The 21,632-nt window shown below is 72.1% G+C and carries 21 protein-coding genes; 12 read left to right on the forward strand and 9 right to left on the reverse strand.

The genetic code is table 11. The features are described 5' to 3' along the window. Positions 1–88 precede the first annotated feature (88 nt). Genes ACIA6A_RS29965 through ACIA6A_RS29975 form a run of 3 tightly spaced genes read left to right on the forward strand, consistent with a single transcriptional unit; the run spans position 89 to position 2,669 of the window. Positions 89–673 carry a cysteine hydrolase family protein gene (locus ACIA6A_RS29965; RefSeq protein WP_396101279.1) on the forward strand — a complete coding sequence of 195 codons (585 nt, stop codon included), beginning with the start codon at positions 89–91 and terminating at the stop codon, positions 671–673. Then, on the forward strand, positions 670–1,593 hold the full coding sequence (locus ACIA6A_RS29970) for a GlxA family transcriptional regulator (protein WP_396101280.1): 924 nt from the start codon (positions 670–672) through the stop codon (positions 1,591–1,593). The genes ACIA6A_RS29965 and ACIA6A_RS29970 overlap by 4 nt, the downstream gene beginning before the upstream one ends. Beyond that, entirely contained in the window at positions 1,590–2,669 is a 1,080-nt protein-coding gene (locus ACIA6A_RS29975; RefSeq protein ID WP_396101281.1) for a serine hydrolase domain-containing protein, read from the forward strand. The genes ACIA6A_RS29970 and ACIA6A_RS29975 overlap by 4 nt, the downstream gene beginning before the upstream one ends. On the opposite strand, the gene ACIA6A_RS29980 is transcribed toward ACIA6A_RS29975, so the two are convergent. Continuing rightward, the gene (locus ACIA6A_RS29980; protein ID WP_396101282.1) at positions 2,650–3,324 is read right to left on the reverse strand and encodes an HAD family hydrolase; all 675 of its coding nucleotides are present in this window, start codon (positions 3,322–3,324) and stop codon (positions 2,650–2,652) included. The genes ACIA6A_RS29975 and ACIA6A_RS29980 overlap by 20 nt on opposite strands. Before the next feature lie 24 nt (positions 3,325–3,348). Between ACIA6A_RS29980 and ACIA6A_RS29985 the strand changes: the two genes are divergently transcribed. Beyond that, positions 3,349–4,227, forward strand: coding sequence for a pyridoxal-phosphate dependent enzyme (locus tag ACIA6A_RS29985; protein ID WP_396101284.1), 879 nt, complete (start codon positions 3,349–3,351; stop codon positions 4,225–4,227). 7 nt (positions 4,228–4,234) lie between these two features. Here the strand turns inward: ACIA6A_RS29985 and ACIA6A_RS29990 are convergent, their stop codons facing one another. After that, positions 4,235–5,635: a hypothetical protein gene (locus ACIA6A_RS29990; RefSeq protein ID WP_396101285.1), complete on the reverse strand. Its 1,401-nt coding sequence runs from the start codon at positions 5,633–5,635 to the stop codon at positions 4,235–4,237. A gap of 92 nt (positions 5,636–5,727) precedes the next feature. On the opposite strand from ACIA6A_RS29990, the gene lanKC reads away from it, so the two are divergent. Together lanKC and ACIA6A_RS30000 are read left to right on the forward strand one after the other, a co-directional pair. Beyond that, a complete protein-coding gene (gene lanKC / locus ACIA6A_RS29995; protein WP_396101286.1) occupies positions 5,728–8,163 on the forward strand; it encodes a class III lanthionine synthetase LanKC in 2,436 nt (811 codons plus the stop codon). Beyond that, entirely contained in the window at positions 8,130–8,255 is a 126-nt protein-coding gene (locus tag ACIA6A_RS30000; RefSeq protein WP_396101287.1) for a SapB/AmfS family lanthipeptide, read from the forward strand. Before lanKC ends, ACIA6A_RS30000 begins: the two co-directional genes overlap by 34 nt. Here ACIA6A_RS30000 and ACIA6A_RS30005 read toward each other — a convergent pair. Then, on the reverse strand, positions 8,252–9,088 hold the full coding sequence (locus tag ACIA6A_RS30005) for an alpha/beta fold hydrolase (RefSeq protein ID WP_396101288.1): 837 nt from the start codon (positions 9,086–9,088) through the stop codon (positions 8,252–8,254). The genes ACIA6A_RS30000 and ACIA6A_RS30005 overlap by 4 nt on opposite strands. An 82-nt stretch (positions 9,089–9,170) precedes the next feature. After that, positions 9,171–9,293 carry a ribosomal protein bL36 gene (locus tag ACIA6A_RS30010; protein WP_015624451.1) on the reverse strand — a complete coding sequence of 41 codons (123 nt, stop codon included), beginning with the start codon at positions 9,291–9,293 and terminating at the stop codon, positions 9,171–9,173. 63 nt (positions 9,294–9,356) lie between these two features. Here ACIA6A_RS30010 and ACIA6A_RS30015 point away from each other — a divergent pair, with 63 nt between their 5' ends. Beyond that, complete coding sequence (locus ACIA6A_RS30015) at positions 9,357–10,208, forward strand: SDR family NAD(P)-dependent oxidoreductase (RefSeq protein ID WP_396101289.1); 852 nt, start codon at positions 9,357–9,359, stop codon at positions 10,206–10,208. Here ACIA6A_RS30015 and ACIA6A_RS30020 read toward each other — a convergent pair whose 3' ends face one another. Next, a complete protein-coding gene (locus ACIA6A_RS30020) occupies positions 10,209–10,625 on the reverse strand; it encodes a hypothetical protein (protein ID WP_396101290.1) in 417 nt (138 codons plus the stop codon). It abuts the gene before it with no gap. 217 nt (positions 10,626–10,842) lie between these two features. On the opposite strand from ACIA6A_RS30020, the gene ACIA6A_RS30025 reads away from it, so the two are divergent. Further along, positions 10,843–11,913: an HNH endonuclease gene (locus ACIA6A_RS30025; protein ID WP_396101291.1), complete on the forward strand. Its 1,071-nt coding sequence runs from the start codon at positions 10,843–10,845 to the stop codon at positions 11,911–11,913. A gap of 228 nt (positions 11,914–12,141) precedes the next feature. On the opposite strand, the gene ACIA6A_RS30030 is transcribed toward ACIA6A_RS30025, so the two are convergent. Then, positions 12,142–12,597 (reverse strand): NADPH-dependent FMN reductase, encoded by a 456-nt coding sequence (locus ACIA6A_RS30030; RefSeq protein WP_396101292.1) that lies wholly within the window; start codon positions 12,595–12,597, stop codon positions 12,142–12,144. Positions 12,598–12,611: 14 nt separating this feature from the next. Next, the gene (locus ACIA6A_RS30035) at positions 12,612–13,112 is read right to left on the reverse strand and encodes a flavin reductase family protein (RefSeq protein ID WP_396101293.1); all 501 of its coding nucleotides are present in this window, start codon (positions 13,110–13,112) and stop codon (positions 12,612–12,614) included. Between the two features lie 710 nt (positions 13,113–13,822). Here ACIA6A_RS30035 and ACIA6A_RS30040 point away from each other — a divergent pair. From ACIA6A_RS30040 to ACIA6A_RS30055, 4 genes are all read left to right on the forward strand, one after another. Beyond that, the gene (locus ACIA6A_RS30040; protein ID WP_396101294.1) at positions 13,823–14,377 is read left to right on the forward strand and encodes a winged helix-turn-helix domain-containing protein; all 555 of its coding nucleotides are present in this window, start codon (positions 13,823–13,825) and stop codon (positions 14,375–14,377) included. Between the two features lie 336 nt (positions 14,378–14,713). Beyond that, complete coding sequence (locus ACIA6A_RS30045) at positions 14,714–16,273, forward strand: DHA2 family efflux MFS transporter permease subunit (protein ID WP_396101295.1); 1,560 nt, start codon at positions 14,714–14,716, stop codon at positions 16,271–16,273. A gap of 340 nt (positions 16,274–16,613) precedes the next feature. Beyond that, positions 16,614–17,885, forward strand: a complete 1,272-nt coding sequence (locus ACIA6A_RS30050; RefSeq protein ID WP_396101296.1) for an FAD/NAD(P)-binding protein — start codon at positions 16,614–16,616, stop codon at positions 17,883–17,885. Between the two features lie 184 nt (positions 17,886–18,069). Beyond that, the gene (locus ACIA6A_RS30055; RefSeq protein ID WP_396101297.1) at positions 18,070–19,119 is read left to right on the forward strand and encodes a S1 family peptidase; all 1,050 of its coding nucleotides are present in this window, start codon (positions 18,070–18,072) and stop codon (positions 19,117–19,119) included. Between the two features lie 151 nt (positions 19,120–19,270). On the opposite strand, the gene bla is transcribed toward ACIA6A_RS30055, so the two are convergent. Both bla and ACIA6A_RS30065 read right to left on the reverse strand, forming a co-directional pair. Beyond that, positions 19,271–20,149, reverse strand: coding sequence for a class A beta-lactamase (gene bla / locus ACIA6A_RS30060; RefSeq protein ID WP_396101298.1), 879 nt, complete (start codon positions 20,147–20,149; stop codon positions 19,271–19,273). A gap of 51 nt (positions 20,150–20,200) precedes the next feature. Next, on the reverse strand, positions 20,201–21,607 hold the full coding sequence (locus ACIA6A_RS30065; protein ID WP_396101299.1) for a hypothetical protein: 1,407 nt from the start codon (positions 21,605–21,607) through the stop codon (positions 20,201–20,203). Positions 21,608–21,632 lie beyond the last annotated feature (25 nt).

Consider the following 21,632-nt stretch of genomic DNA (forward strand, 5'->3'; position numbering starts at 1 on the left):
CGGAACGCCGTCGGCTTGACCGGATCGTTCCGGTGGTGGTCGGGTCCGGCCCTTTCCGGGTACGCCCTCAGCGGCGCAGGATCATCCGGTGAACCGAGCCCTCGTCGTGATCGACGTCCAAGAGTCCTTCCGTGTCCGCCCGTCCTGGCGGGTCGTCGGCGACCCGGAGATCGGCAAGGCCGTCCAGCGGCTGGTGGACGCCGCCCGGGCCGCCGGGGATCTCGTCGTCTGGGTGCTGCACGCCGAGCCGGGTTCCGGCAACCCGTTCGATCCCGCCTCGGGTCACGTCCGGCTCTTCGACGGGCTCGACCGCCGGCCGGACGAGCCGCTGGTGACCAAGACCTCGCGCAACGCGTTCACCACGACGAACCTGCAGCAGGTGCTGACCACGCACAGGGTGCGTGAGCTGACGCTGTGCGGCATCCAGACCGAGCAGTGCGTGGAGACCACCGCGCGGGTCGGCGGCGATCTCGGGTACGACGTCACGTTCGTCACCGACGCCACGACCACGTTCCCGATCGCGCACCGCGACGCCCCGGCCGACCTGACGCCGGAGCAGCTCGTGGCCGACCCGCGCACGCTGCCCGTCGACGCGGTGGTGTCGCGCACCGAGTACGCCCTGGCCGGCCGGTTCGCTACCATCAGGACCGTGGCGGAGCTGACCGGATCGTGACCCAGGTGGTTTTCGTGCTGGTCCCCGGCCTGCACCTGCTCGACCTCGCCGGGGCCGCCCAGGTGTTCTCGACCGCGGCCGACCACGGGCACGACTACCGCCTCACCTACGTCGCGGAGCAGCCGGACGTCCCGACCCACCAGGGCATCGCGCTGCGCGCCGGGACGCGATGGCCGGAGCTGGGCCGCGACGACCTCGTCGTGGTCCCGGGCTGGCGGGCCCCGCACCTGACCGGCAGCGGCCACCTGGAGCCGGCGACCCTGCGGCGGATCGCGGCCCACCACGCGGCCGGCGGCACGGTGGCGAGCGTCTGCGCGGGCGCCGACGCGCTGGGCCGGGCCGGTCTGCTCGACGGCCGTCGCTGCACCACCCACCACGACGTCCAGGACGAGCTGGCCCGCCGGTACCCGCTGGCCGACGTGGTCCGGGACGTGCTGTTCGTCGCGGACGACCGGGTGGTGACGTCGGCCGGCATCGCCAGCGGCGTCGACCTGGCCCTGCACCTGGTCGCGGTGCGGCACGGCCCGGCCGAGGCGGCCCGGGTGGCCCGCCAGATGGTCGTCTACGCCCGGCGCAACGGCGACGAGCCGCAGGAGAGCGCGATGCTGCGGCACCGGGGGCACCTCAACGACGTCGTGCACCGGGTCCAGGACCGGATCGACGCCGAGTTCGCCGCCCCGCTCCCGCTGGGTGACCTGGCCCGGGCGGCCGGTGTCAGCGAGCGCACCCTGACCCGCCGGTTCGAGGCGGCGACGGGCAGCACGCCGCTGCGCTACCAGCAGCTGCTGCGCGTGGAACGCGCCGAGTACCTGATCGGCCACGGCGCGACGGTGGACGCGGCCTCGCGGGCGGTCGGCTTCGGTGACGCCCGCATGCTGCGGCGCCTGCGCCACCGCCGTGGTGATATCCATGGATCATGACGAACATCCACGGCACCGTGGCGCCGGGTTTCGAGCCGGTCCGCTCGGCACTGGCCGCGGTCGCCCCGGACGGTGACGTCCAGCTGGCCGTACACCTGCGTGGTCTGCCGGTGGTCGATCTCTGGACCGGGGAGCTGGACGGTGACTCCCTCACCGGCGTCTACTCGGCCACCAAGGGCGCCGCGCATCTCGTGGTCGCGCTGCTGGTCCAGGACGGCACGCTCGACCTGGACCGGGCCGTCGCGGCGTACTGGCCGCAGGTCGCCGCGACGCTGGGCGAGCTCACGCTGCGCGGGCTGCTCACCCACCGGTCCGGCCTGATCGGCGTCGACGGTGGTTTCACCCTCGGTGAGCTGGCCGACGACCGGGTGATCGCCGCCCGCCTCGCCGCGCAGACCCCGTTCTGGGCGCCGGGCACGGCCTACGGGTACCACGCGCTGACCATCGCGGCCCTGACCGGCGAGGTCGTCCTGCGGGCGACCGGCGTGCCGATGCAGGAAGCGTTCGAGAAGCTGATCCGCGCCCCGCACGCCCTCGAGCTCTACATGGGACTGCCCGCGGAGCTCGAGCCGCGCTACCGGCCGGTCCAGCCGGCGCTGGTCCCGGGTCCGCCCGCGGCCCCGGGAAGCCTCGCCGAGATCTCCTTCAACCTCGGCGCGGACCTGGCCGCTTTCGCCAACACCCGCGACGTACGGGCGAAGGGTCAGGCGTCGGCCGCCGGTGTGGGCAACGCCCGGGGCCTGGCCGGTATGTACTCGGCGGCGATGGGATCGCTGCTGCGCCCGGCGACCGTCGCGGCGTTCGGCGCGCCCCAGACCACGGGCACCGACCTGGTCACGGGGGAGCTCGACAGTTTCGCGGTCGGCTTCGAGAACGAGCACGTCCGGTTCCCGATGCTCGCCGCCGGCGCGTTCGGTCACGGCGGCGCCACCGGCACCCAGGCGCTGGCCGACCCGGCGCACGGCCTGGCCTACGCGTATGTCCGCCGCCGGTTCGGCACCAGCCCGCGCCCGCACGTGGAGAACACCCGCCTGCTGACCGCGGTCCTGGCCGCCGTCAGGGCAGAAAGGCGCTGATCTCGAGCAGGCTGGTCATCCGCCGCGGCTCGCCGGCCGGCCCGGTGGCGTCGCGGTCCAGGTGGACGGCGCTCAGCCCGGCGGCCCGGGCCGCGACCACGTCGAGCGCGTGGTTGTCGCCGACGCTGAGGACCTCGGCCGGTGCCAGGCCCCACCGCTCGCAGGAGCGCAGGAACGCGGCCGGATCCGGCTTGGCGGCACCGAGGTCCTCGACGGTGAACACCGGTCCGACCCGTCCGGCGAGCCCGGTGCGGCTCAGCTTCCTGTTCTGCTGCACCCGGGCGCCGTTGGTCAGCACCGCGGTGACCAGCCCGGCCGCCGCGATCGCCGCCAGCGCCCCGGTGACGTCGTCGTAGGCCCGCCACGCCCGTTCGTAGTGTACGAGATAGCCGGCGAACAGGGCATCCAGCTCGTCGTCCGCGCTGTTCGTACCCAGGAAGTCGCGCATCCGGCGACGGCGCTGTTCCGCGAAACTGATCGTGCCCGCCCGCCAGGCCGCGAGATGGGGTTCCTGCAGCGTGGTCCACCGCGCGACGTCCTCGTCGGCCGGCTCCCGGCCGACGGTCGGCAGCCACGCCCGCAGCCCGGCGTCCGCGGCCCGCTGGTGATCGACCAGCGTGCCGTCGAGATCGAGCAGGACTCCCCGTAGCGTCACGGACCGGATCCTATGCTCGGCACCATGACGCTCCAGCCGGTCTCCCTCGCCACGTGGCCGACCCCACTCGAGCCCGCGCCGCGCCTGGCCGCCCACCTCGGCCTGGACCAGCTCTGGATCAAACGTGACGACCTGACCGGCCTCGGCGGCGGTGGCAACAAGGTCCGCAAGCTGCAGTACACGCTCGCGGAAGCGGTCGCCGCGGGTGCGACCCGGGTGGTGACGACCGGGGCTCCCCAGTCCAACCACGCCCGCCTCACCGCCACGGCCGCCGCCCGCCTGGGCCTGGACTGCACGCTCGTGCTCAGCGGCCCGCCCCCGTCGTCCCGGCGCGGCAACCTGCTCCTCGACGAGCTGGCCGGCGCCACCGTCGTCTGGGCCGGTGCGCGGCCCCCGGCCGAGGTGGCCGCCGAGCAGGACGGTTTTGTCATCCCGTTCGGCGGCACGTCACCGGCGTCCGCGCGGGGATACGTCGACTGCGCCCGGGAGCTGCTGCACCAGCTCCCGGACCTGGACACGGTGGTGGTCGCGCTCGGTTCCGGCGGCACGACGGCCGGACTGGTCGCCCACCTCGGACCCCATCGGGTGTACGGAGTGGACGTCGGCGCGGTCCCCGACCCGCGGGCCACCGTCGCCGGTCTGCTGCGCGCCATGGGCAGCCCGGCCGACCCGGCCGCCCTGCGCATCGACGGCTCCCAGGTCGGCCCGGGATACGCCACGCTGACCGGCGAGGTCCGGGCCGCCCTGAGTCTCGCCGCACGCACCGAAGGGGTCTTCCTCGACCCGACGTACACCGGCCGGGCCATGGCCGCGCTGGTCGCCGCCCGGCCCCAGGGCACCACCGTCTTCCTGCACACCGGTGGCCTGCCCGGCCTGTTCGGTCACCCGGAGCTGCAGGACTGACCCCGGCTCAGCGCAGCGCCGCGGGCAGTCCCCGGGCCGCGGCGATGCCCAGGGCGGTCCGGGGCAGGTAGCCGAGCCGCCAGAAGCCGCCGTGCGCCGCCCCGACGGCCTCGTCGGTCCAGGCCTGGGCGGCGGCCGGGCGCGGGTTGCGGAGCTGGTGGACCAGCAGGGCCGCCATGAGACGGTTGCTGGTGGCCGGCTCGAAGACCTCGACGCCGAACATGTGGGCGCCCGCGTAGGCCGCGGCGAGCAGGCGGTTGCTGGTCACCGACCGGGTCCGGGTCGCCGGGGCGACCGAGAAGCTCACCGTGGTGCCGGCCTGCCGGGCGAGCGAGGCCCGCCAGCGCTGGATGCGCTTGGCCAGCGCGTAGTTCGGGCCCTGCTGCGGCACCAGGCTGTCCGCGATGCCGGGGGTGCCGTCGTCCGGGTAGTGCGGCTGCAGCAGCCGGCCGCCGGAGAGCAGCTGGGTGATCCGGGCGGCGGCGGAGCGGTCACGATACTGCGCGCTCGCCGCCGCGACCACGTCGGCGGGCACGGCGAACGTGTCGGTGGGGGTGGCCAGGAACGCCAGGGCGGTGCCGGGGCGCTCGCCGGCCACGTGCACGCCGAGCGCGTCCACCGCCGCCGACAGCAGCGGGTACGCGGCTCCCGGAGCGTACGTGTAGTTGCCGAGGATGAGCCGGCCCTCGACGCCGAGCAGCAGCTGGGCCGCCGCCGGGAGGTCGGTGAGCAGGTCGAGACCCGCGTCGGCGGGGGAGGTGCCCGGGGCGATCAGGGTGCCGGCACCGCGGCGGGCCGTCGCGGTGACCCGCTCCCACAGCTCGCGGCGGGGCAGGTCGATGCCGACCACGGTGCCGCCCCAGGCCAGCACGGCGGGCAGCGGGCCCAGCTCCGCACCCGCACCGAGCACGACGAGCCGCAGGTCGGACAGGTCGAGCCAGCCGGGGTTGGCGGCCACCTCACGCACCATCTCGGCGCCGGACGCCTCGATCACCCCACCGGTCACCCACGCGTCGAGCCGGCGGCTGAGGGAGTCGCCGCTGAGGAGCTCCTTCCCGTACGGGATGACGAGCTCGCGTTCGGGTTTCTCCTCGCCGTGCACGGTGAACGTGGGCGGGGGTGGTGCCGTGGTCGCGAACGAGGCGTCGAGGGCGATGTCGGTGCCGTCCCGGTCGACCCGGATCCGCTGGTGCACGGAGTTCAGGCCGGCGGCGGCCACCGCGTAGTCACCGGTTTCGGCGAGGGCGCGGAAATGGGGCAGGTAGCCCGTACGCCAATCCTTCTCGTGGTCCGCGGCGTCGGCAGCCGCGGGGTCGGCGGCACGCAACGCGTCGGCGACCACCGCCCTGCCGAACGCGGAACTGCTCCGCCGACCATCCGCCCCGCGGGGAAACACGACCTGGTTCACGCCGGACAGTATGGCGATCCGGGTCAAACCGCGACGCGCGGTCGGTGGCTGGTTGGCGCACATATCGGGTCAATACTGACTAACGTGGCAGGGTGACCCGCTCCTCCGACGAGTACTGCCAGCCGGGCGGGGTCTTCTTCGACAGACCGTCCGGTGCCTCCGCCGGGTTCGCGCCGCTGCCGCTGCCGCCCGGCCGCTGGACCGTGCGGGACGCGAACGGCTGGCGGATGGCCTGGCCGGCCGACGCCGACCTGCCCGAGCAGGGCTGGAAGCTGCACGTGTCGGCGACGCCGGACGCCGCGGCCGGCACCCTGGAGATCGTCGCGGCCTTCTGCGCCGGCCGGGAGATCCCGTTCAAGCACCTGCCCTCGCCGCGGGCCGTGCTGCTGCGCAACAGCAAGTACGCGGGCCGGGGCGGCAGCGGCAAGTTCGTCACCGTCTATCCGCGCGACGACGACGAGTTCGCGCTCGCCGCCGAGGAACTGGCGCGGCTGCTGCGGGGGCGGCCCGGGCCGTACATCCTCAGCGACCGGCGGATCGGTGCCGGTCCGGTGCACGCCCGGTACGGCGGGTTCCGGCGGCTGACCACGCTCGCCGCCGGCCGGGAGGTGCCGGCGATCCGCCGCCCCGACGGGGTCCTCGTGCCCGACCCGCGCCCGCCCGTCTTCCGGCCACCCGAGTGGGTCACGCTGCCGGCCGTGCTGGGCAACCCGCCGCCGGACACCGGGCTGCCGTACCGGGTCACCGCCGCGCTGCACTTCTCCAACGGCGGCGGCGTCTACCGGGCCGAGCGCGACGGGCGCACGGTGGTGCTCAAGGAAGCCCGGCCGCACGCCGGGCTCGACTCCGCCGGGCACGACGCCGTCCACCGGCTGCGATGCGAGCACGAGGCGCTGAGCGCGCTGGCCGGCATCCCCGGCATCCCCGAGGTGTACGACCTGCTCCCGGCCTGGGAACACACGTTCCTCGCGATGCAGCACGTCCCCGGCGTCCCGCTCGGCCGCTGGACCGCCCGCAACATCCCGCTGCACGGCGGTGACATGGCCGGATACCGCCACCGGGCGATGGCGCTGGCGGACCGGCTCGACACGCTGATCGCCGCGGTCCACGACCGGGGCTGGGTGGTCGGCGACCTGCACCCGCACAACGTGCTCGTCGACGCCGACGACACCCTGCACCTCATCGACTTCGAGTGCGCGGCACCGATCGGCTCCACCATCCCGGCCACGCTGGGCGCCCCCGGCTTCCGGGCCCCACCGGGAACGTACGGCGTGGACCTCGACCTCCACGCGCTCGCCGCGATCCGGTTGTCGCTGCTCGTGCCGCTGACCCCGCTGTTGGAGCTGGCCCCGGAGAAGCTCGGCACCCATCTGCGATACGCCGGCGACGACTTCCCGGCGACGGCGGCCCGGCGGCTGTGCGCGGGCTGGCAGCCCCGTCGGCCGGAACCGGGATGGCCCGGCACCGACCCGGTCGCGGCGCTGGTGCGGGCCCTGCACGCGTCGGCCACCCCGGAGCGGCCGGACCGGCTCTTCCCCGGCGACGTCGAGCAGTTCCGCAGCGGCGGCACCGGTTTCGGTCACGGCGCGGCCGGTGTGCTGTACGCGCTGACCGAGGCCGGGGAGCCGCTCGACCCCGCGTACGAGCGGTGGCTCCTGGCCGCGGACCTGCCCGCGGCGCCCGGTTTCTGGACCGGTGCGCACGGCGTCGCGTACGTCCTGGACCGGCTCGGCCACCACGACCGCGCCGACGGCCTGCTCGACCGGCACCGGCCCCCGGAACGACCGGACCTCGAGGCGGGCCTGGCCGGCATCGGCCTCACCCTGCTCGACATCGCGACCCGCCGCCGCACCGTCGAGTTCGTCGACCGGGCCGCCGCGCTCGCCGAGCGGATCCTGACCGGGCCCGCCGCCGAGCTGCCCGCCGAGCTGCCCGCGGGGCTGCTCACCGGCTGGAGCGGCCCGGCCCTGCTCTGCCTGCGCCTGTACGAGCACACCGGCGAGCAGCGCTGGCTCGGCGCGGCGGAGCGGCTGCTCGACCGCGACCTGGCCCGGTGCCCGCCCGACGCCGACGGCATGCGGCAGTACCGGGACGGTGTGCGACTCCTGCCGTACCTCGGGACCGGAAGCGCCGGTGTCGCCGTCGTCGCGACGGAGCTGGCCCGGCATCTGCCCGAGTCGGCCCCGGCGCGGGCTCTGCCGGAACTGCTCCGTTCCTGCCGCCCGAATTTCACCGTCTATCCCGGACTCATGCAGGGCCGCGCCGGCTTGCTGTTGCTGACGCCGGAGCTGTCACCGGGCGTGCTGGACCTGCACGCCGTCGGCTGTGGAGACGGCGTCGCGTTCCCCGGCACGGGTCTGACGCGGCTGAGCATGGATGTGCACACCGGCACCGCGGGCGTGCTCCTGGCGCTGACCGGGAGCGGTCTGCCGTTCTTCGCACCGCCACCGGCTCCCGGCCGCCCGGCCGGGCTGAACAGGAAAGGAACACCGTCATGGACAGCATTCTCGAACTCCAGGACCTCGTAGCCGAGGACGAAGCCGCTTTCGACGGCGAAGCCGCGGGAAGCACCGTCAGCCTGCTTCTCTGCGACAGCAGTTTGAGCGTCGTCTGCGACTAGAGACCGCGGGCGGTCAGCCAGGTCTCCACGGCGTCGATGGTCTTCTCCGGGGTGCGGCGGGCCCAGAGGAAATGGTCCGGGTACGCCTCGATCTGGGCACGTTCGGCCTGGGCGGGCAGGCGGTGGGCCAGGTGGTCCACCGCCGCCGCCGGGATCATCCGGTCGCCCTCGATGCCGAGCAGCAGGGTGGGGACACTCAGCTCGGCCAGCGCGGACTCGTAGTCGGTGCGGTCGCCGTGCAGACGGTAGCGGCCGTGGCGGGCCTCGTACGCCCAGTCGTTCATGAGCGTGCGGGGCTGCCGGCCCGCGAAACCGAAGCGGTGACCCGGCCAGTAGCCCAGCGAGCCGGTGACCGCGCCGACGAACCGCACCCCGGCGACGCGGCGGGCCCGGGCGATCGCACCCCGGTGGGCGTGCTGTGAACTCGTGCCGGTGCCGATGGTGACCACGGCGTCCGGGCGCACACTGCCGCAGGCCCCGGACAGCAGCGCCAGCTGACCACCGAGGCTGTGCCCGGCGAGAACAATGCGCCCGGCGTCGCGTACCGAGGCATCGGCGAAGACCGCCGGCAGGTCCTCGCGGATCAGCTGGGCGTAACCGAACGTGCCTTTTCGCAGGTCCGGAACCGGGCTGCGGGGCATGCCGCGCAGCTCGACCCCGACGACGTGCCGGCCCCGGCCGGCCCAGGCCGCGAGAAGTTTGCCGTAATAGGCGAGCGGCACGCCGAGCGCGGGCAGGAAGACGACCGTCGCGGCACCGCCCGGGCCGCCGTATTCCTCGACGGTGAGGCTCACCCCGTCGGACGACCGCACCGGATGGGTTGTCGGCTCCATCGGATCATTGTGCCTTTTCGGAAAAGAAGCCGGGGACCCGTGGCGGCGGGTCCCCGGCATTGCGTGTCACGTTATCGCGGACTCAGCCCTGACGGCCGTTCCAGCGCGGATTCTTGCGGTTGATGACGACCATCCGCCCCCGGCGGCGCGTCACGACGGAGCCCGGCTTGCTCTTCAGCGACCGGAGCGAGTTACGAACCTTCATGGTGTACCTCCCGCGGGGTGTAACCGGGAAGACCGCGCGTGCATTCCATGATGGGGTGGAGCGATGGCACAACGATCGTGGTTCATCACCGGAGCGGGCCGGGGCCTCGGCCACGCCTTCGCCCGGGCCGCCCTGGAGCGCGGCGATGACGTCATCGGCACGGTCCGGCAACCGGGCTCGGCGGCGGATCTCGCGGCGGAATTCCCCGGCCGGTTCCAGCGCCGGCAGCTCGACGTCAAGGACCGGGCCGCCGTCGTCACCCTGCTGGGCGACATCGCCACGCCCGACATCGTGATCAACAACGCCGGGTACGGACTGGTCGGCGCGCTCGAGGAGATCAGCGAGGAACAGGCCACCGAGCAGTTCGCGGTCAACCTGTTCGGCGCGATGTGGGTCACCCAGGCGGTGCTGCCCGGCATGCGCGAGCGCGGCTCGGGCCGGATCGTGCAGGTGTCGTCGGTCGGCGCGGTCGGTCACCTGCCCCTGTTCGGCGTGTACAACGCGACGAAGTGGGCGCTCGAGGGCATGAGCGCGGCCCTCGCCGACGAGGTGGCGCCGCACGGGATCCGGGTCCACCTGCTGCAGCTGGGCGGTTTCGCCACCGACTGGGCCGGTTCGAGCATGCGGTACGCCGAGGCCCGTGACGCGTACGCGGCCACCCGGGAGGCCATTTTCGGCACCCCCGGATACCCGGAGCCGGTCACCCCCACCCATTCCGCTGATGAGCCGCCCGGCGATGAGCCGCCCGCCGAAGAGTCGCCCGCGGTGGCGGCTCAGGCGCTGCTCGACCTCTTGGACGAGCCCGACCCGCCACTACGCAAGATCATCGGCACCGGGGCGCACGACATGGTCCGGATGGCCCTCGAGGCCCGCCGCGACGACTACCGCCGCGACCCGGCCTTCACCTGGCCCTGATCAGGCGGCGACGTCGAGCAGGTCGCCGCTGTTCAGGACATCGCGGAGCTGGGTGAGGCCGACACCCTTGTTCTTCGAATCCTGGATGCCGGTGTTCTCACCCCGCGGGCCGCCACCGGGCGGGGGCGGCGGCATCCCCTTGGTGCCGGCGATCTTCTCCGCCATCTCGGTGGCGTCGACCCCACCGGTCGCGTCGGCAGGCATGCCGGCCTTGATCGCGCTGATCAGGTCATCGTGCGAAACTCCCTGAGCGGTGGCGACATCGTCGAGGCTCTTGCCGTCCCGCAGCTGACTCCTGAGATCCTTGCTGCTCAACCCCAGCTTGTCGGCGACCGCGGCCATCGGATCCTGGCGCATCGTGCTCGACGGCATCCGGTACGTACCCGACACCGAGCTCAGCCCGTTGATCGAAGTCATTGCTGATTCCCTCCTCGGCCGGACCGGTCGTCGGCCCGTACGGGATGAGGAATCGTCCCGGGCCCCACCGTCGTGCGCCTTTGACAGCACCTTCATAGGAACCCACAGCTGACGGAAAGCCGGACGTCCAGGCCGGACCTGACTCGTTGACCGATCGTGTGTCAGTCCTCGCGCTGCGAGCATTACCGGCACGACAACGGACTCCGAGGAGTACTGCATGGCAACGATGCCTCCCGGCTGGTACGAGGTTCCCGGACGGCCGGGCGTCATTCTGTGGTGGGACGGCCTGCGATGGCATGAGAAGGCCTCGGATCCGAATGGCACCGCGCCGGGCGGATGTGAGTTGTGCGGTCAACCTCTGGGAATGCGGCGGCTCGCCGGCAACCGGCGCTGTGGGGACTGCCGGCGCCGGGTGACCGAGGCACTCAAGGAATTTCGGCACGATGCGACGTACGTTCTGCATCAGGGAATGCCGGAGGGGCCGCACTGGGACGGAATTCTCGGCAAGGCCGCGTCGTGTGGTGTGCCACCGGCCGAGGCTCTGCTGTCCATCACGGACGCGTCGGTCCGTTTCCTCGATCGTTTGGTGACGTTCGCCGCTGCGGACGGTGTCGTATCGAACCAGGAGATCCAGCAGTTCGATCGGTTTGTCCACAGTTTAATGATCCCTCCGCAGGCAGCAGCTTCCCGGCGGCAATGGCTCGATCGGCAGCGTGTGCTGGGGACCGTCCGGTCGGGTGTGCTTCCCCGGCTGCGACCCGCCGACCTCTACCTGGATATCGACGAGACCTGCCACTTCGACACGATGGTGCAATCGGTCCGATGGTTGAAAGCGGGACCAGTGAAGGATCCTGGGCGGTTGGTCGCCACCGACAAGAAGCTTCGCTTTCTCAGCGGTCGCGGGGGCTGGGAGACCAACTGGTCCAAGATCATGCAGGCCACGGCGCGGTCGGCGGATACCGTGCATCTTCAGATGACCCAGATCAAGGGCACCGGTGAGTATCTCGTGGGCGATGCCGAATACACCGCCGCGCTGATCGAGACCGCGGCTCGGATCAGCCGTCGGCAGATTTTGTCGGCCCCGGGCCAGAGAGACACCCGGGCGATTCCGCAGCACATCAAGAGCGCCGTCTGGAACCGGGACCGCGGCCGGTGTGTCGAATGCGCCGCCGAGGCCTACCTCGAGTTCGACCACGTCATCCCGCTCAGCAAGGGCGGTGCGACGTCCGAGGGCAATCTCCAGCTTCTCTGCCGTCGCTGCAACCTGAACAAGGGTGCCCGGATCTAGCGGGCCGCCGGTCCGGCGATGGCGTCGGCCGCCAGTTCGGCGGTCATGAGGTCGGAGCCGGTCTGCTCGCTCGACGCCGGGGAAGCATGGCTGGGGGACCACGACGCCGAGGTGGCTGATGATCGCGTCGAGCTTGGTCTTGATCGCGGCGCGCCGGGCGGCGGCGATCCGCTGCTCAGGGTGCAACCGGGTCGACGACCCCAGATCATCCTGCCAGGGAGGTGCCAGTCAGCCCGCGGCGTACTTGGCGGCGATCGTGTCCGCGTCCGCGAGCTGGGCCTCGACCACCGGCAGGGACGGCAGCACGGTCGCGCCCAGTTCGGTGAGGAGCTGGGCCAGCAGGGCCACTGCCGCCTCGGCCTGGGGGATCACCCCGGCGACCGCCACCGGGACCGCCCGTTTGCCGGCCAGGGCGTTGGCCGGGAGCCGGTCGAGCAGCACCTTCAGGATGCCGGTGTAGCTGCCCTTGTACGTGGGTGTGGCGACCACCAGCACGTCGGCGTCCTGGATCGCGGCTACCGTGTCGGCGGTGGCCGGATCGCCCGGGGTCAGCAGCCCGGCGCCGAGGGCACCGACCTCCACCACCTCCGACGCCCCGCCCAGCGCGGTGCCCACGGCCACCGCCAGGGTGGAGGTGCGCGGCCCGGCGCGCGGATTGCCTGACACGACGACGATTCCACTCATGACGATGCTCCTGATCAGGCGGTGCGCTTGAGGTGTGCGTAGCTGCCGTCGTGGTAGACCAGCGGGGTCACGGTGGCGTCCGAGTGGTGCTCGCCGAACGAGGGCGTCGCCAGCACGATGGTGTGGTCACCGGCCTCCACCTGCTGCGTCACCCGGCAGACGAGGGTGGCGAGGACGCCGTCGAGCAGGGGAACCCCCTCCGGCCCGGCCCGCCACGACCCGTGCGCGGCGAACCGGTCGATGCCCCGGGTCGAGAACGTCCGGGCCACGTGTTCCTGCTCGCGGGTCAGCACGTGCACCGCGATGGTCTCGGCGGCGCGGACGGCGGGCCAGGCCGAGGCGGTCCGCGCGAGGGCGAACGAGACCAGCGGCGGGTCGAGCGACACCGAGGTGAACGACGTGGCCGTGAAGCCGGCCGGCGGCGACCCCGGGGCGGTGATCACGACAACGGCGGCGGCGTGCCGGCGCAGCAGTGAACGGAACAGGTCGGCGTCGACGAGGGTGGTGTCGGTCATCGTGCCCCCACAAGGTTGGCGAGCTCCCGCCGCACGAGCGGGACGAGGTGCCGCCCGGGGCCGACGGCGTCGTCGATCGGGCGGTGTCCGCGGGCCCGGTCAGGCCCGCGGGATCTCAGCGCTCCGACCTCCGTCCAGCATCTGGGAGATCAGCGGCACGGGATCCACGCTGCTTCAGTTCTGGGCTGCGGTCAAGCGCCTTCTCATATTCTAGTAAACCTATGGGGATTGATTGACATGGGATGGCGTGAGGCGCCAGAGTTTCCGGCATGCCCCCACTCGCTGACCACCGCCGCGGCCGTCCTGCCCGCGGCGCCGGGCGGCACCCCGCCCGCCGTGGTCCAGCACCGTCGCCCACTGCCCCCGCGCCCTCGGTGCCGGTTCTTGTGTCTGCCGTCACCTTTGGGGTGGCGGCGCTTTGTTTCTCCCGTACTTTGGTTTTGTTTCGACCGCGAGGGTTCTCAGGGGAAGGATCGGAGACATGCAGTTGCGCGATGTACGACTGACGTCCCGCCTCGCCATCGACCTTCTCCGGTGTGCGAGCGCCCTGTGTTGCGCCTCCTGACGGTGTCCTGACCCGTCCGCACGACCTCTTTTGCATGATCGCCTGGTGCGTCATTTGCGCTTATAAACCTATCCCGCACATGGGAGAAGTATCCTTCCACCGCCCGCCGAGATCCGGCCGCGGTGAAACCCTCCGGAGGCCCACCATGTCCGTCCTCGCCGTCGCCGACCTCAATCTCACCCGATCCCTCCCCGGCCGCCGGGCCCCCGCCGGCCGCCCCCGGACCACCCGCCTGCGCCCGGCCACCTCCTCGTCGGTCACCGTGACGATCACCCTCGGCACGCCCGGTTCCGAGGAGAGCGAACGGGTCCTCGCCGCCCTGCGCGACCTGGTGGTGGCGGCCGGCCCGGGAGCGGACATCGCCCTGGACGCACCGCTGGCCGTGGTCCCCCGCTCGGACCTGACCGGCCTGCACATCGACCCGCGTTCCCGGACGGCCACACTGGACGGTGCCCGGCTGGACCTGAGCCGCCTCGAGTACGACCTGCTGCTCTTCCTGGCCCGCCACCCCCGCCAGGTCTTCACCCGCAACCAGCTCCTCGGCCACGTCTGGGGCCACACCCACACCACGGTCCGGACGGTCGACGTCCACGTCAGCCGCCTGCGCACCAAGCTCGGTGACCCCGACATGGTGGCCACCGTCTACGGAGTCGGCTACCGCCTCTCCGACGACGCCCCGGTCGTCGTCGCGGTCCCGTAACGGCCGCCGGGCCTCGGCCGGGAGTCCCTCCCCGAAACCCGCCCTGCCATCGCCGGTGTGCCCGCCGGCTCGCGCGGAGCAAGGGCGGGTGAACGAGGTGCCCGGGGCGGGGCACGCGAATCGCGGGTGTGCAGGGCGGCGGTGCTCGGGTGGGAGCGCGTACGGCAACGGGTGTGGGTGCGGGGGTGACTCTTATGGGGTCGTCCGGGTCGGTGGGCTGCGCTCGCCGATCCGATAAAGGGCAGATGGGGGTGGGTGGATCTCGCTAGGCTGCCCCGGTCACCCGCTTCCGCGCGGCTGAACCGGAGTCAACCGCGGCTTCCTCAGGAGATCTCTGTGACCACTCAGACCCCGGCGGCACCGGACAAGCTTGATGCCGCCGTGCTGAAGATCGCCGGCGTCGTGGTGCTCGGCGCGATCATGTCGATTCTCGACGTCACCGTTGTCAGCGTCGCGCTTCCGACTTTCCAGACGGTGTTCGAAGCCTCGTACGCGCGGGTCGCGTGGACGATGACCGGGTACACGCTGGCCCTGGCCACGGTCATTCCGCTGACCGGCTGGGCCGCCGACCGGTTCGGCACCAAGCGCCTTTACATGGCCGCGCTGCTGCTTTTCACGCTCGGCTCCGTGCTGTGTGCCACCGCCGATTCCATCGGGCAACTCATCGCGTACCGCGTGTTGCAAGGTCTTGGTGGTGGCATGTTGATGCCGCTCGGCATGACGATCATGACCCGGGCCGCCGGACCGCAGCGGATCGGCCGGTTGATGGCCGTGCTGGGAATTCCGATGCTGCTCGGGCCGATCGGCGGTCCGATTCTGGGTGGCTGGCTGATCGACATCGCCGGCTGGCAATGGATCTTCCTGATCAACCTGCCCATCGGCATCATCGCGCTCGCCTACGCGCAGTGGGCGCTCGCGAAGGACAAGCCTGAGCCTTCCGAATCATTCGACGTCGTCGGCATGCTCATGCTTTCCCCGGGTCTGGCACTTTTCCTGTACGGGGTGTCGTCGCTCCCGGAAGCCGGCAGTTTCACCGAGACCAAGGTGTGGTTGCCGATGCTGACCGGCGCCGCCCTGGTCGTGGGCTTCGTCCTCTACTCGTTCAAGCCCCGGCACCCGCTGCTCGATCTGCGCCTGCTGCGCGACCGTAACCTGGCGGTCGCCACCGTCACGCTGGCCGTCTTCACGGTCGCGTTCATGGGCGCGGGCCTGCTCTTCCCCAGCTATTTTCTCCAGGTGCGCGGTGAGTCGACGCTGCACGCGGGCCTGCTGATGGCACCCCAGGGCCTCGGCGCGATGATCACCATGCCGATCGCGGGTACGCTCGCGGACCGGATCCCGGTGGGCCGGACGGTGCCGTTCGCGCTGCTGCTGATCGCGGCCGGATTCTTCACGTTCACGCAGGTCGGGACCGACACGTCGTACCTGCTGCTGTGTGGTTCGCTGTTTGTCATGGGTCTGGGGATGGGCGGCACGATGATGCCGGTCATGACCTCGGCGCTGCGCACGCTGACCCACCACGAGGTGGCCCGCGGGTCGACGTTGCTGAACATTCTGCAGCAGATCGCCGGCTCGGTCGGGTCGGCCCTCATGTCGGTCATCCTGACCAGCGAGCTCAACGATTCGCCGCTCGTTCCGGGGACCCCGCTCACCGAGGCCGGGCTCGCGATCGCCGCCGAGCAGAACCCGGCGGTGGCCCAGCAGTTCCCGGCCGAGCCGGGCACCATCGAGCGCGGTCTGCAATTCGTCGCGGACTCGTTCGGCACCACGTTCTGGGTCGGTTTCGTGATCGTCCTGGCGACGCTGATCCCGGCCTACTTCCTGCCCCGCCGGCGCCAGGCCACCCCGGCCCCCGCCGAGGGCGAGCCGGCCGCCGTCCCGGTGATCATGCACTGACCCGCTGCCGTTCCGGGCCGCCCCGCGACCGTGCCGCACCAGGCATGGACGCGGGGCGGTCGCGCAGAATCCGGCCTTCTTCACGCCGTATTTCTTCTTGGCCGCGTGTATCGGCGGTGGGCCACCAAACTTGACCTTTTCTTTACTTTGCTGTGAATGGTGAATGCGGGAATGGCGGAACGGGTGGACCGGCGTAACTTGTGGGGGCCCGGCGGGGTTTGCCCGGGGGTTCCGGTGAGGCGCGCGGCTCGTGGAACGTTGATCATGGGTGGCGGGTGGGGTAGGTCTCGGCGTGGTCGCTGGTCACGAAAGCCTGTTATGCCTATCGTGTTGATAGGAGATGAGGAGGGGTGCCGTGCGGCAGACTGTGGCGGTGGTCGGGGGTGGGTGCTCCGGCGTTCTGGTGGCTCGTGAGCTGCTTCGATGTAGCGATGACCGGGTTGTCCTGATCGAGCCCGGGGAGCCCGGTGGCGGGGTTGCCTACGGGTCCGCCAAGCCGTGGCATGTGCTCAACTCGCGGGCCGGGGCGATGAGTGCCGCGGCGGATGATCCGGGGCATTTCGCCCGGTGGGCCGGTGCCGCTCCGGCCGAGTTCCGGCCGCGGGCGGAATACGGCCGCTATCTGCGTGCCGTGCTGGACGAGGCGGTGACCGCACATCCGGGCCGGCTGCAGCTGCGTCAGGGGCGGGCCGAGCGGATCGGGGCCGCCGGCGAGGTCGTCCTCGAGGGCGGCGGTTCCGTGCGGGCCGACCATGTCGTGCTGGCCACCGGGGGCCCCGCGCCGGTCCGGCAGCGGCTCGACCACCCGAATGTCATCGACGACCCGTGGCGGGCGGGGGTGCTCGAGGCGCTTCCCCAGGATCGGCCGGTGCTGCTGGTCGGCACCGGGCTGACCGCGGTCGACGCGGCGTTGACGCTGACCGCGGACGGGCGGCGCTCCGCTCCCGTCGTCGCGGTCAGCCGGCGGGGTCTGCTGCCCCTGACCCACACCGCCGAGGCGGCTCCTCCGCATGCCCCGGCGCTGGACGACTGCGCCACGTTGCGTGACGTGGTGCGGGCGGTGCGGTCCGCGGTGGGGGAGTCGGGGGACTGGCGGGCGGTGGTGGACGGGATGCGTCCCTCGCTGGACCGGCTGTGGACGGCTTTCACCGCCGACGAGCAGGATGCCTTCCTGCGGCACCTGTCCCGCACGTGGGAGTGTCACCGGCACCGGATGGCCCCGGAGATCGCCGCCCGGGTGGTGGAGCTGCGGTCGTCCGGGCTGCTGGAGATCCGCCGGGGCGGGGTGGCCGCGTGGCCGGGGCTCGCCGACTATGCCGCCGTCGTCAACTGTGCCGGGCCCGGCAAGCTTCCCGGCTCCGCGGGGCCGCTGGTGCGGTCGCTGCTCGACAGCGGGCAGGCCCAGGTCGGTCCGCATGACCTGGGGCTGGCCATCGACCCGGCCGGCCGGGTGATCGCCGCCGACGGGCGGGTGCGCGAGCGGCTGTGGCTGATCGGGCCGCTGCGTCGTGGGACGCAGTGGGAGACCACCGCCGTGCCCGAGATCCGGGCCCAGGCGCACCGGCTCGCGGGGGACCTCCGGCCCGGTCCGGTGCTCGCCGAGGTGGCCTGAAGCATCCCGGTTTGGTGATAGCCCCGGTGTTATGTATGGCTGTTTTACCAGCTCAAGACTGATTCGACGGGTATCGGGCCAAGGTTAACGACCCTTGAGGTTGCATCGAATTCTCTCAATACTACGGATGGCACGTGATGCATCGGAGGCCCGGTGCATCCCCCATCCCCCTGGGAGGAAATCAGTGCGTAACCCCGGCTTCAAGCTCGGCCGACCGATCGTCGGCCTGGCCGCCGTTCTGCTCGCGGGCAGTGCCTTCGCGTCACCCGCGAACGCCGCCCCGGCCGCCCCCGCCCCCGCACCCGATGCTTCCGTCACCGCCTCCAAGCTCGCGTCCTCGCTGGACAGCCAGTTCGGTACCAAGGCCGCCGGCACCTACGTCGACTCGGCCGGCAAGCTGACCGTGAACGTGACCGACGCGGCCACGGCCGCGGCGGTCACCGCTTCCGGTGCCACCCCGCGTTACGTGACCCGCAGCGGTGCGGCCCTCGCGGCCGCCGACGCCACGCTGAAGTCGACGCTCACCACCCCGGGCACCTCGTTCGGCCTCGACCCGGTCAGCAACAAGATCCTGGTCACCGCCGACGAGACGGTCACCGGTGCGAAGCTCGCCGCGGTCAAGGCGATCGTCGCGAAGCTGGGCGACAAGGCCAGCTTCGAGCAGACCAGTGGCACGCTCAAGACCACCATCTCCGGTGGCGACGCCATCTACACCGGTGGTTCGCGCTGCTCGCTGGGCTTCAACGTGCACAGCGGCTCCACGTACTACTTCCTGACCGCCGGTCACTGCACCAACGCCGGCGCGACCTGGACCAACGGTTCGGCGACGCTGGGCACCCGCTCGGGCACCAGCTTCCCGGGCAACGACTACGGCATCGTCCGCTACACGAACACCTCGATCGCGCACCCCAGCGCGGTCGGATCCCAGACCATCTCCTCGTACGGCACCCCCGCGGTCGGCACGGCGGTCACCCGTCGCGGCAGCACCACGGGCATCCGCTCGGGTTCGGTCACCCAGCTCAACGCCACGGTGAACTACTCCCAGGGATCGGTCTCCGGCCTGATCCGCACCACCGTCTGCGCCGAGCCGGGCGACAGCGGCGGCTCGCTGTACCGCGGCACCATCGCCTATGGTCTGACCTCGGGCGGCAGCGGTAACTGCACCTCCGGCGGCGTCACCTACTTCCAGCCGGTCGCCGAGCCGATCAGCGCGTACGGTGTCACGCTCCCCTGATCCACCTTCCCACCAAGGAATGACCCCGGCCCCCGCCGGGGTCATTCCCTGTTCCACCCACCATGGTGCGATGACCGAACGCATCGTCGCCGACCTGGGGCTTGCCCTGCCGCGGCCGCGGCCGCGGTGGAGTATCCCGCCGGGGCGTTGCTCAGAGCCGGCCGAGGGCCCGGACCAGCGCGGTAGCCGTGGCCGCGACGAGCTTGTTGTCGTACGCGATGTCCTGGTCGTTGCGGTTGGTGTAGACGGCGATGATCAGCGGGGCGCCGGTCGGTGGGTGGACCACCGCGATGTCGTTGGCCGCGCCGTAGTGGTCGGACGAACCGGTCTTGTCGCCGACCGTCCACATCGACGGGAGCCCGGCGCGGATCCGGGTGCCGCCGGTCGTGTTGTCGCGCATCCAGCCGGTGAGCCGGGCCCGGTCGTCCGGGTGCAGGGCCGTGCCCAGCGTGAGGGCCTGCAGGTTGCGGCCCATCGCCGCCGCGGTGGTGGTGTCGCGCACCTCGGCCGGGTTCCAGATGTTGAGGTCGGTCTCCCACCGGTCGAGCCGGGTGACCGGGTCGCCGATGCCGCGGGCGTACCGGGTCATGCCGGCCGGGCCGCCGAGCCGGCGCAGCAGCAGGTTGCCGGCCGTGTTGTCGCTGTGGTCGAGCGCGGCCGCGCACAGCTCCGCGACGGTCATGCCGTCGGCGACGTGCTGCTCGGTGATGGGGGAGTTGGCCACCAGGTCGTCGGCGCCGAAGAACACCCGGCGACCGAGCAGACCCGGATCACAGGTACGCGCCAGGCGCAGCACCGCCGCGGCCGCCAGCACCTTGAACGTGGAGAGCAGCGGGAACCGCTCCCGTGAGCGGTGCTCGACGGTGCGCCCGCTCCCGGTGTCGAGCGCGTAGGCACCGATCCTGGCGTCGTACTCCCGCTCGAGTCCCGGCAGTCCGGAGTCGGCGTTGGCCGCGCCGGGGAGCAGCAGGACGGCGGCGGCGGTGGCGCCGCCGGTGAGCAGGGTGCGACGGCTCAAGTGATCAAGCATGTCGCCCACCCTGCCCCCGAGGGTGTCAAGTGCGGGTAAAGACGCGCGGACTCAGGACGGTTGATCGGCGAGGTGGGCGAGGCCCGGCAGCGCGCAGCTGAGTTCGGTGCCCCCGCTGCGCACCGTCAGCCGGACCTGGCCGTCGTCTGCGGTCTCCGCCGCGACCGCGACCTGCGGTTCCTCGTCCTCGGGCGTCCGGCTCAGGGCGTCCACGACCATGGTCTGCAGCAGGTGACGCAGGAGGGCGGCGTCCGCGCGTACCGAGGGCAGGTCCTCCGCCACCGTCACACCGGGACGGCCGGCGACCACCTCGGCCACGACGGCCTGGAGGTCCACCTCGGGATGCGGCTCGCCGGGCGGCGCGAGCAGGCCGCCGAGCAGCGCTTCCTGCGCGGCCAGGGCGCCCAGCAACCGGCCCTGCTCGGTCGCCGGGTCACCCTTGCGCAGCCGCTCGGCCACCTCGGCGGCGATCTCCCGCTCCGCGCGGGCGGTCGAGGACATCTGCAGATACATCAGCGTGCCGAACATGACGGCCAGCGTCGTCCCGGCGATGACCACGACCAGATCGGTACGGCCGGCGTTCGGCAACAGGGACTGATAGGTCGCGCTGGTCCGCAGCACCCACTGGCGCTCCCCGGCGACGAAGTTCTCGGCCCGGCGGAAACCCATGACCTGGCCGCTCGTCACGCTCGCCACCTCGGTGAGCGCCCCGGTGCCGGAGCGGGTGAGCAGCTGCGCGTCGAGCAGATCACCGGTGGCCCGGGTCAGGTTCGTGCTGACGAACTCGGCCGCGCCGATGGTCAGCACCACAAAACCGTCGTCGCCGACCGGGGCCACCACCTCGAACGACAGCGTCTGCTGCGCTTTCGGCAACCCGGCGTCGGCCAGGCGCACGTACGCGTCGGACACCGCGACGCCGGCCCCCTGCTCGTTCTCCTTGGCCAGCCGGCTCGCGTCCAGGAACGGCTGGGCCGCGGCCTGGTCCGCGCCGATCGGTGGGGCGGCGGTGTCACCGAGGCCGCGGGCGTACACGGTGTAGAAGTGTTCTTGCAGTTCAGGCGCCGTCTCGGGGGTGAAGTCGGTGGCGCCCAGACCGCGCCAGCGTGCGGTCATACCGTCCTTGGCGGGCGCGACGAAGCTCATCGCGCGCATCGCGGACAGGTCCTGCTCACCGACCGCGGCGGAGATGTTCTCGAACGCCTTCGCGGTCGGTTCGGGCAGCGCGTGCAGGGCGCCGGCGCTGAGCCGTACGGCATCGGCGTACCGGCCCAGCTCGTTGGCGACCGCGGTCCGCACCGAGGTGCTGGCGGTCGTCATCCGCGTGTCGGCGTTGCGCTCCAGGGCGGCCCGCAGGCGCACACCGAACCCCAGCGAGATCGCCACCCCGCCGAGCACGATGATCACCGCGAAGAAAGCCGACCAGGGGCGCGACCACCCGCTGTTGCTCTTTCTCGCCACCCCTGGAATTTAGTCGCTTTTGCCG

Origin of the sequence: Actinoplanes sp. NPDC051494, from assembly GCF_044454705.1 — a bacterium.
Lineage (GTDB): Bacteria > Actinomycetota > Actinomycetes > Mycobacteriales > Micromonosporaceae > Actinoplanes.

Excerpts from the sequence above, each read along its gene's own strand:
- ACIA6A_RS29975 (WP_396101281.1), top strand. The coding sequence starts at position 1,590 with ATGACGAACATCCACGGCACCGTGGCGCCGGGTTTCGAGCCGGTCCGC.
- ACIA6A_RS29985 (WP_396101284.1), top strand. The coding sequence starts at position 3,349 with ATGACGCTCCAGCCGGTCTCCCTCGCCACGTGGCCGACCCCACTCGAG.
- ACIA6A_RS30000 (WP_396101287.1), top strand. The coding sequence starts at position 8,130 with ATGGACAGCATTCTCGAACTCCAGGACCTCGTAGCCGAGGACGAAGCC.
- ACIA6A_RS30005 (WP_396101288.1), bottom strand. The coding sequence starts at position 9,088 with ATGGAGCCGACAACCCATCCGGTGCGGTCGTCCGACGGGGTGAGCCTC.
- ACIA6A_RS30010 (WP_015624451.1), bottom strand. The coding sequence starts at position 9,293 with ATGAAGGTTCGTAACTCGCTCCGGTCGCTGAAGAGCAAGCCGGGCTCC.
- ACIA6A_RS30015 (WP_396101289.1), top strand. The coding sequence starts at position 9,357 with ATGGCACAACGATCGTGGTTCATCACCGGAGCGGGCCGGGGCCTCGGC.
- ACIA6A_RS30020 (WP_396101290.1), bottom strand. The coding sequence starts at position 10,625 with ATGACTTCGATCAACGGGCTGAGCTCGGTGTCGGGTACGTACCGGATG.
- ACIA6A_RS30025 (WP_396101291.1), top strand. The coding sequence starts at position 10,843 with ATGGCAACGATGCCTCCCGGCTGGTACGAGGTTCCCGGACGGCCGGGC.
- ACIA6A_RS30030 (WP_396101292.1), bottom strand. The coding sequence starts at position 12,597 with ATGAGTGGAATCGTCGTCGTGTCAGGCAATCCGCGCGCCGGGCCGCGC.
- ACIA6A_RS30035 (WP_396101293.1), bottom strand. The coding sequence starts at position 13,112 with ATGACCGACACCACCCTCGTCGACGCCGACCTGTTCCGTTCACTGCTG.
- ACIA6A_RS30040 (WP_396101294.1), top strand. The coding sequence starts at position 13,823 with ATGTCCGTCCTCGCCGTCGCCGACCTCAATCTCACCCGATCCCTCCCC.
- ACIA6A_RS30050 (WP_396101296.1), top strand. The coding sequence starts at position 16,614 with ATGAGGAGGGGTGCCGTGCGGCAGACTGTGGCGGTGGTCGGGGGTGGG.
- bla (WP_396101298.1), bottom strand. The coding sequence starts at position 20,149 with ATGCTTGATCACTTGAGCCGTCGCACCCTGCTCACCGGCGGCGCCACC.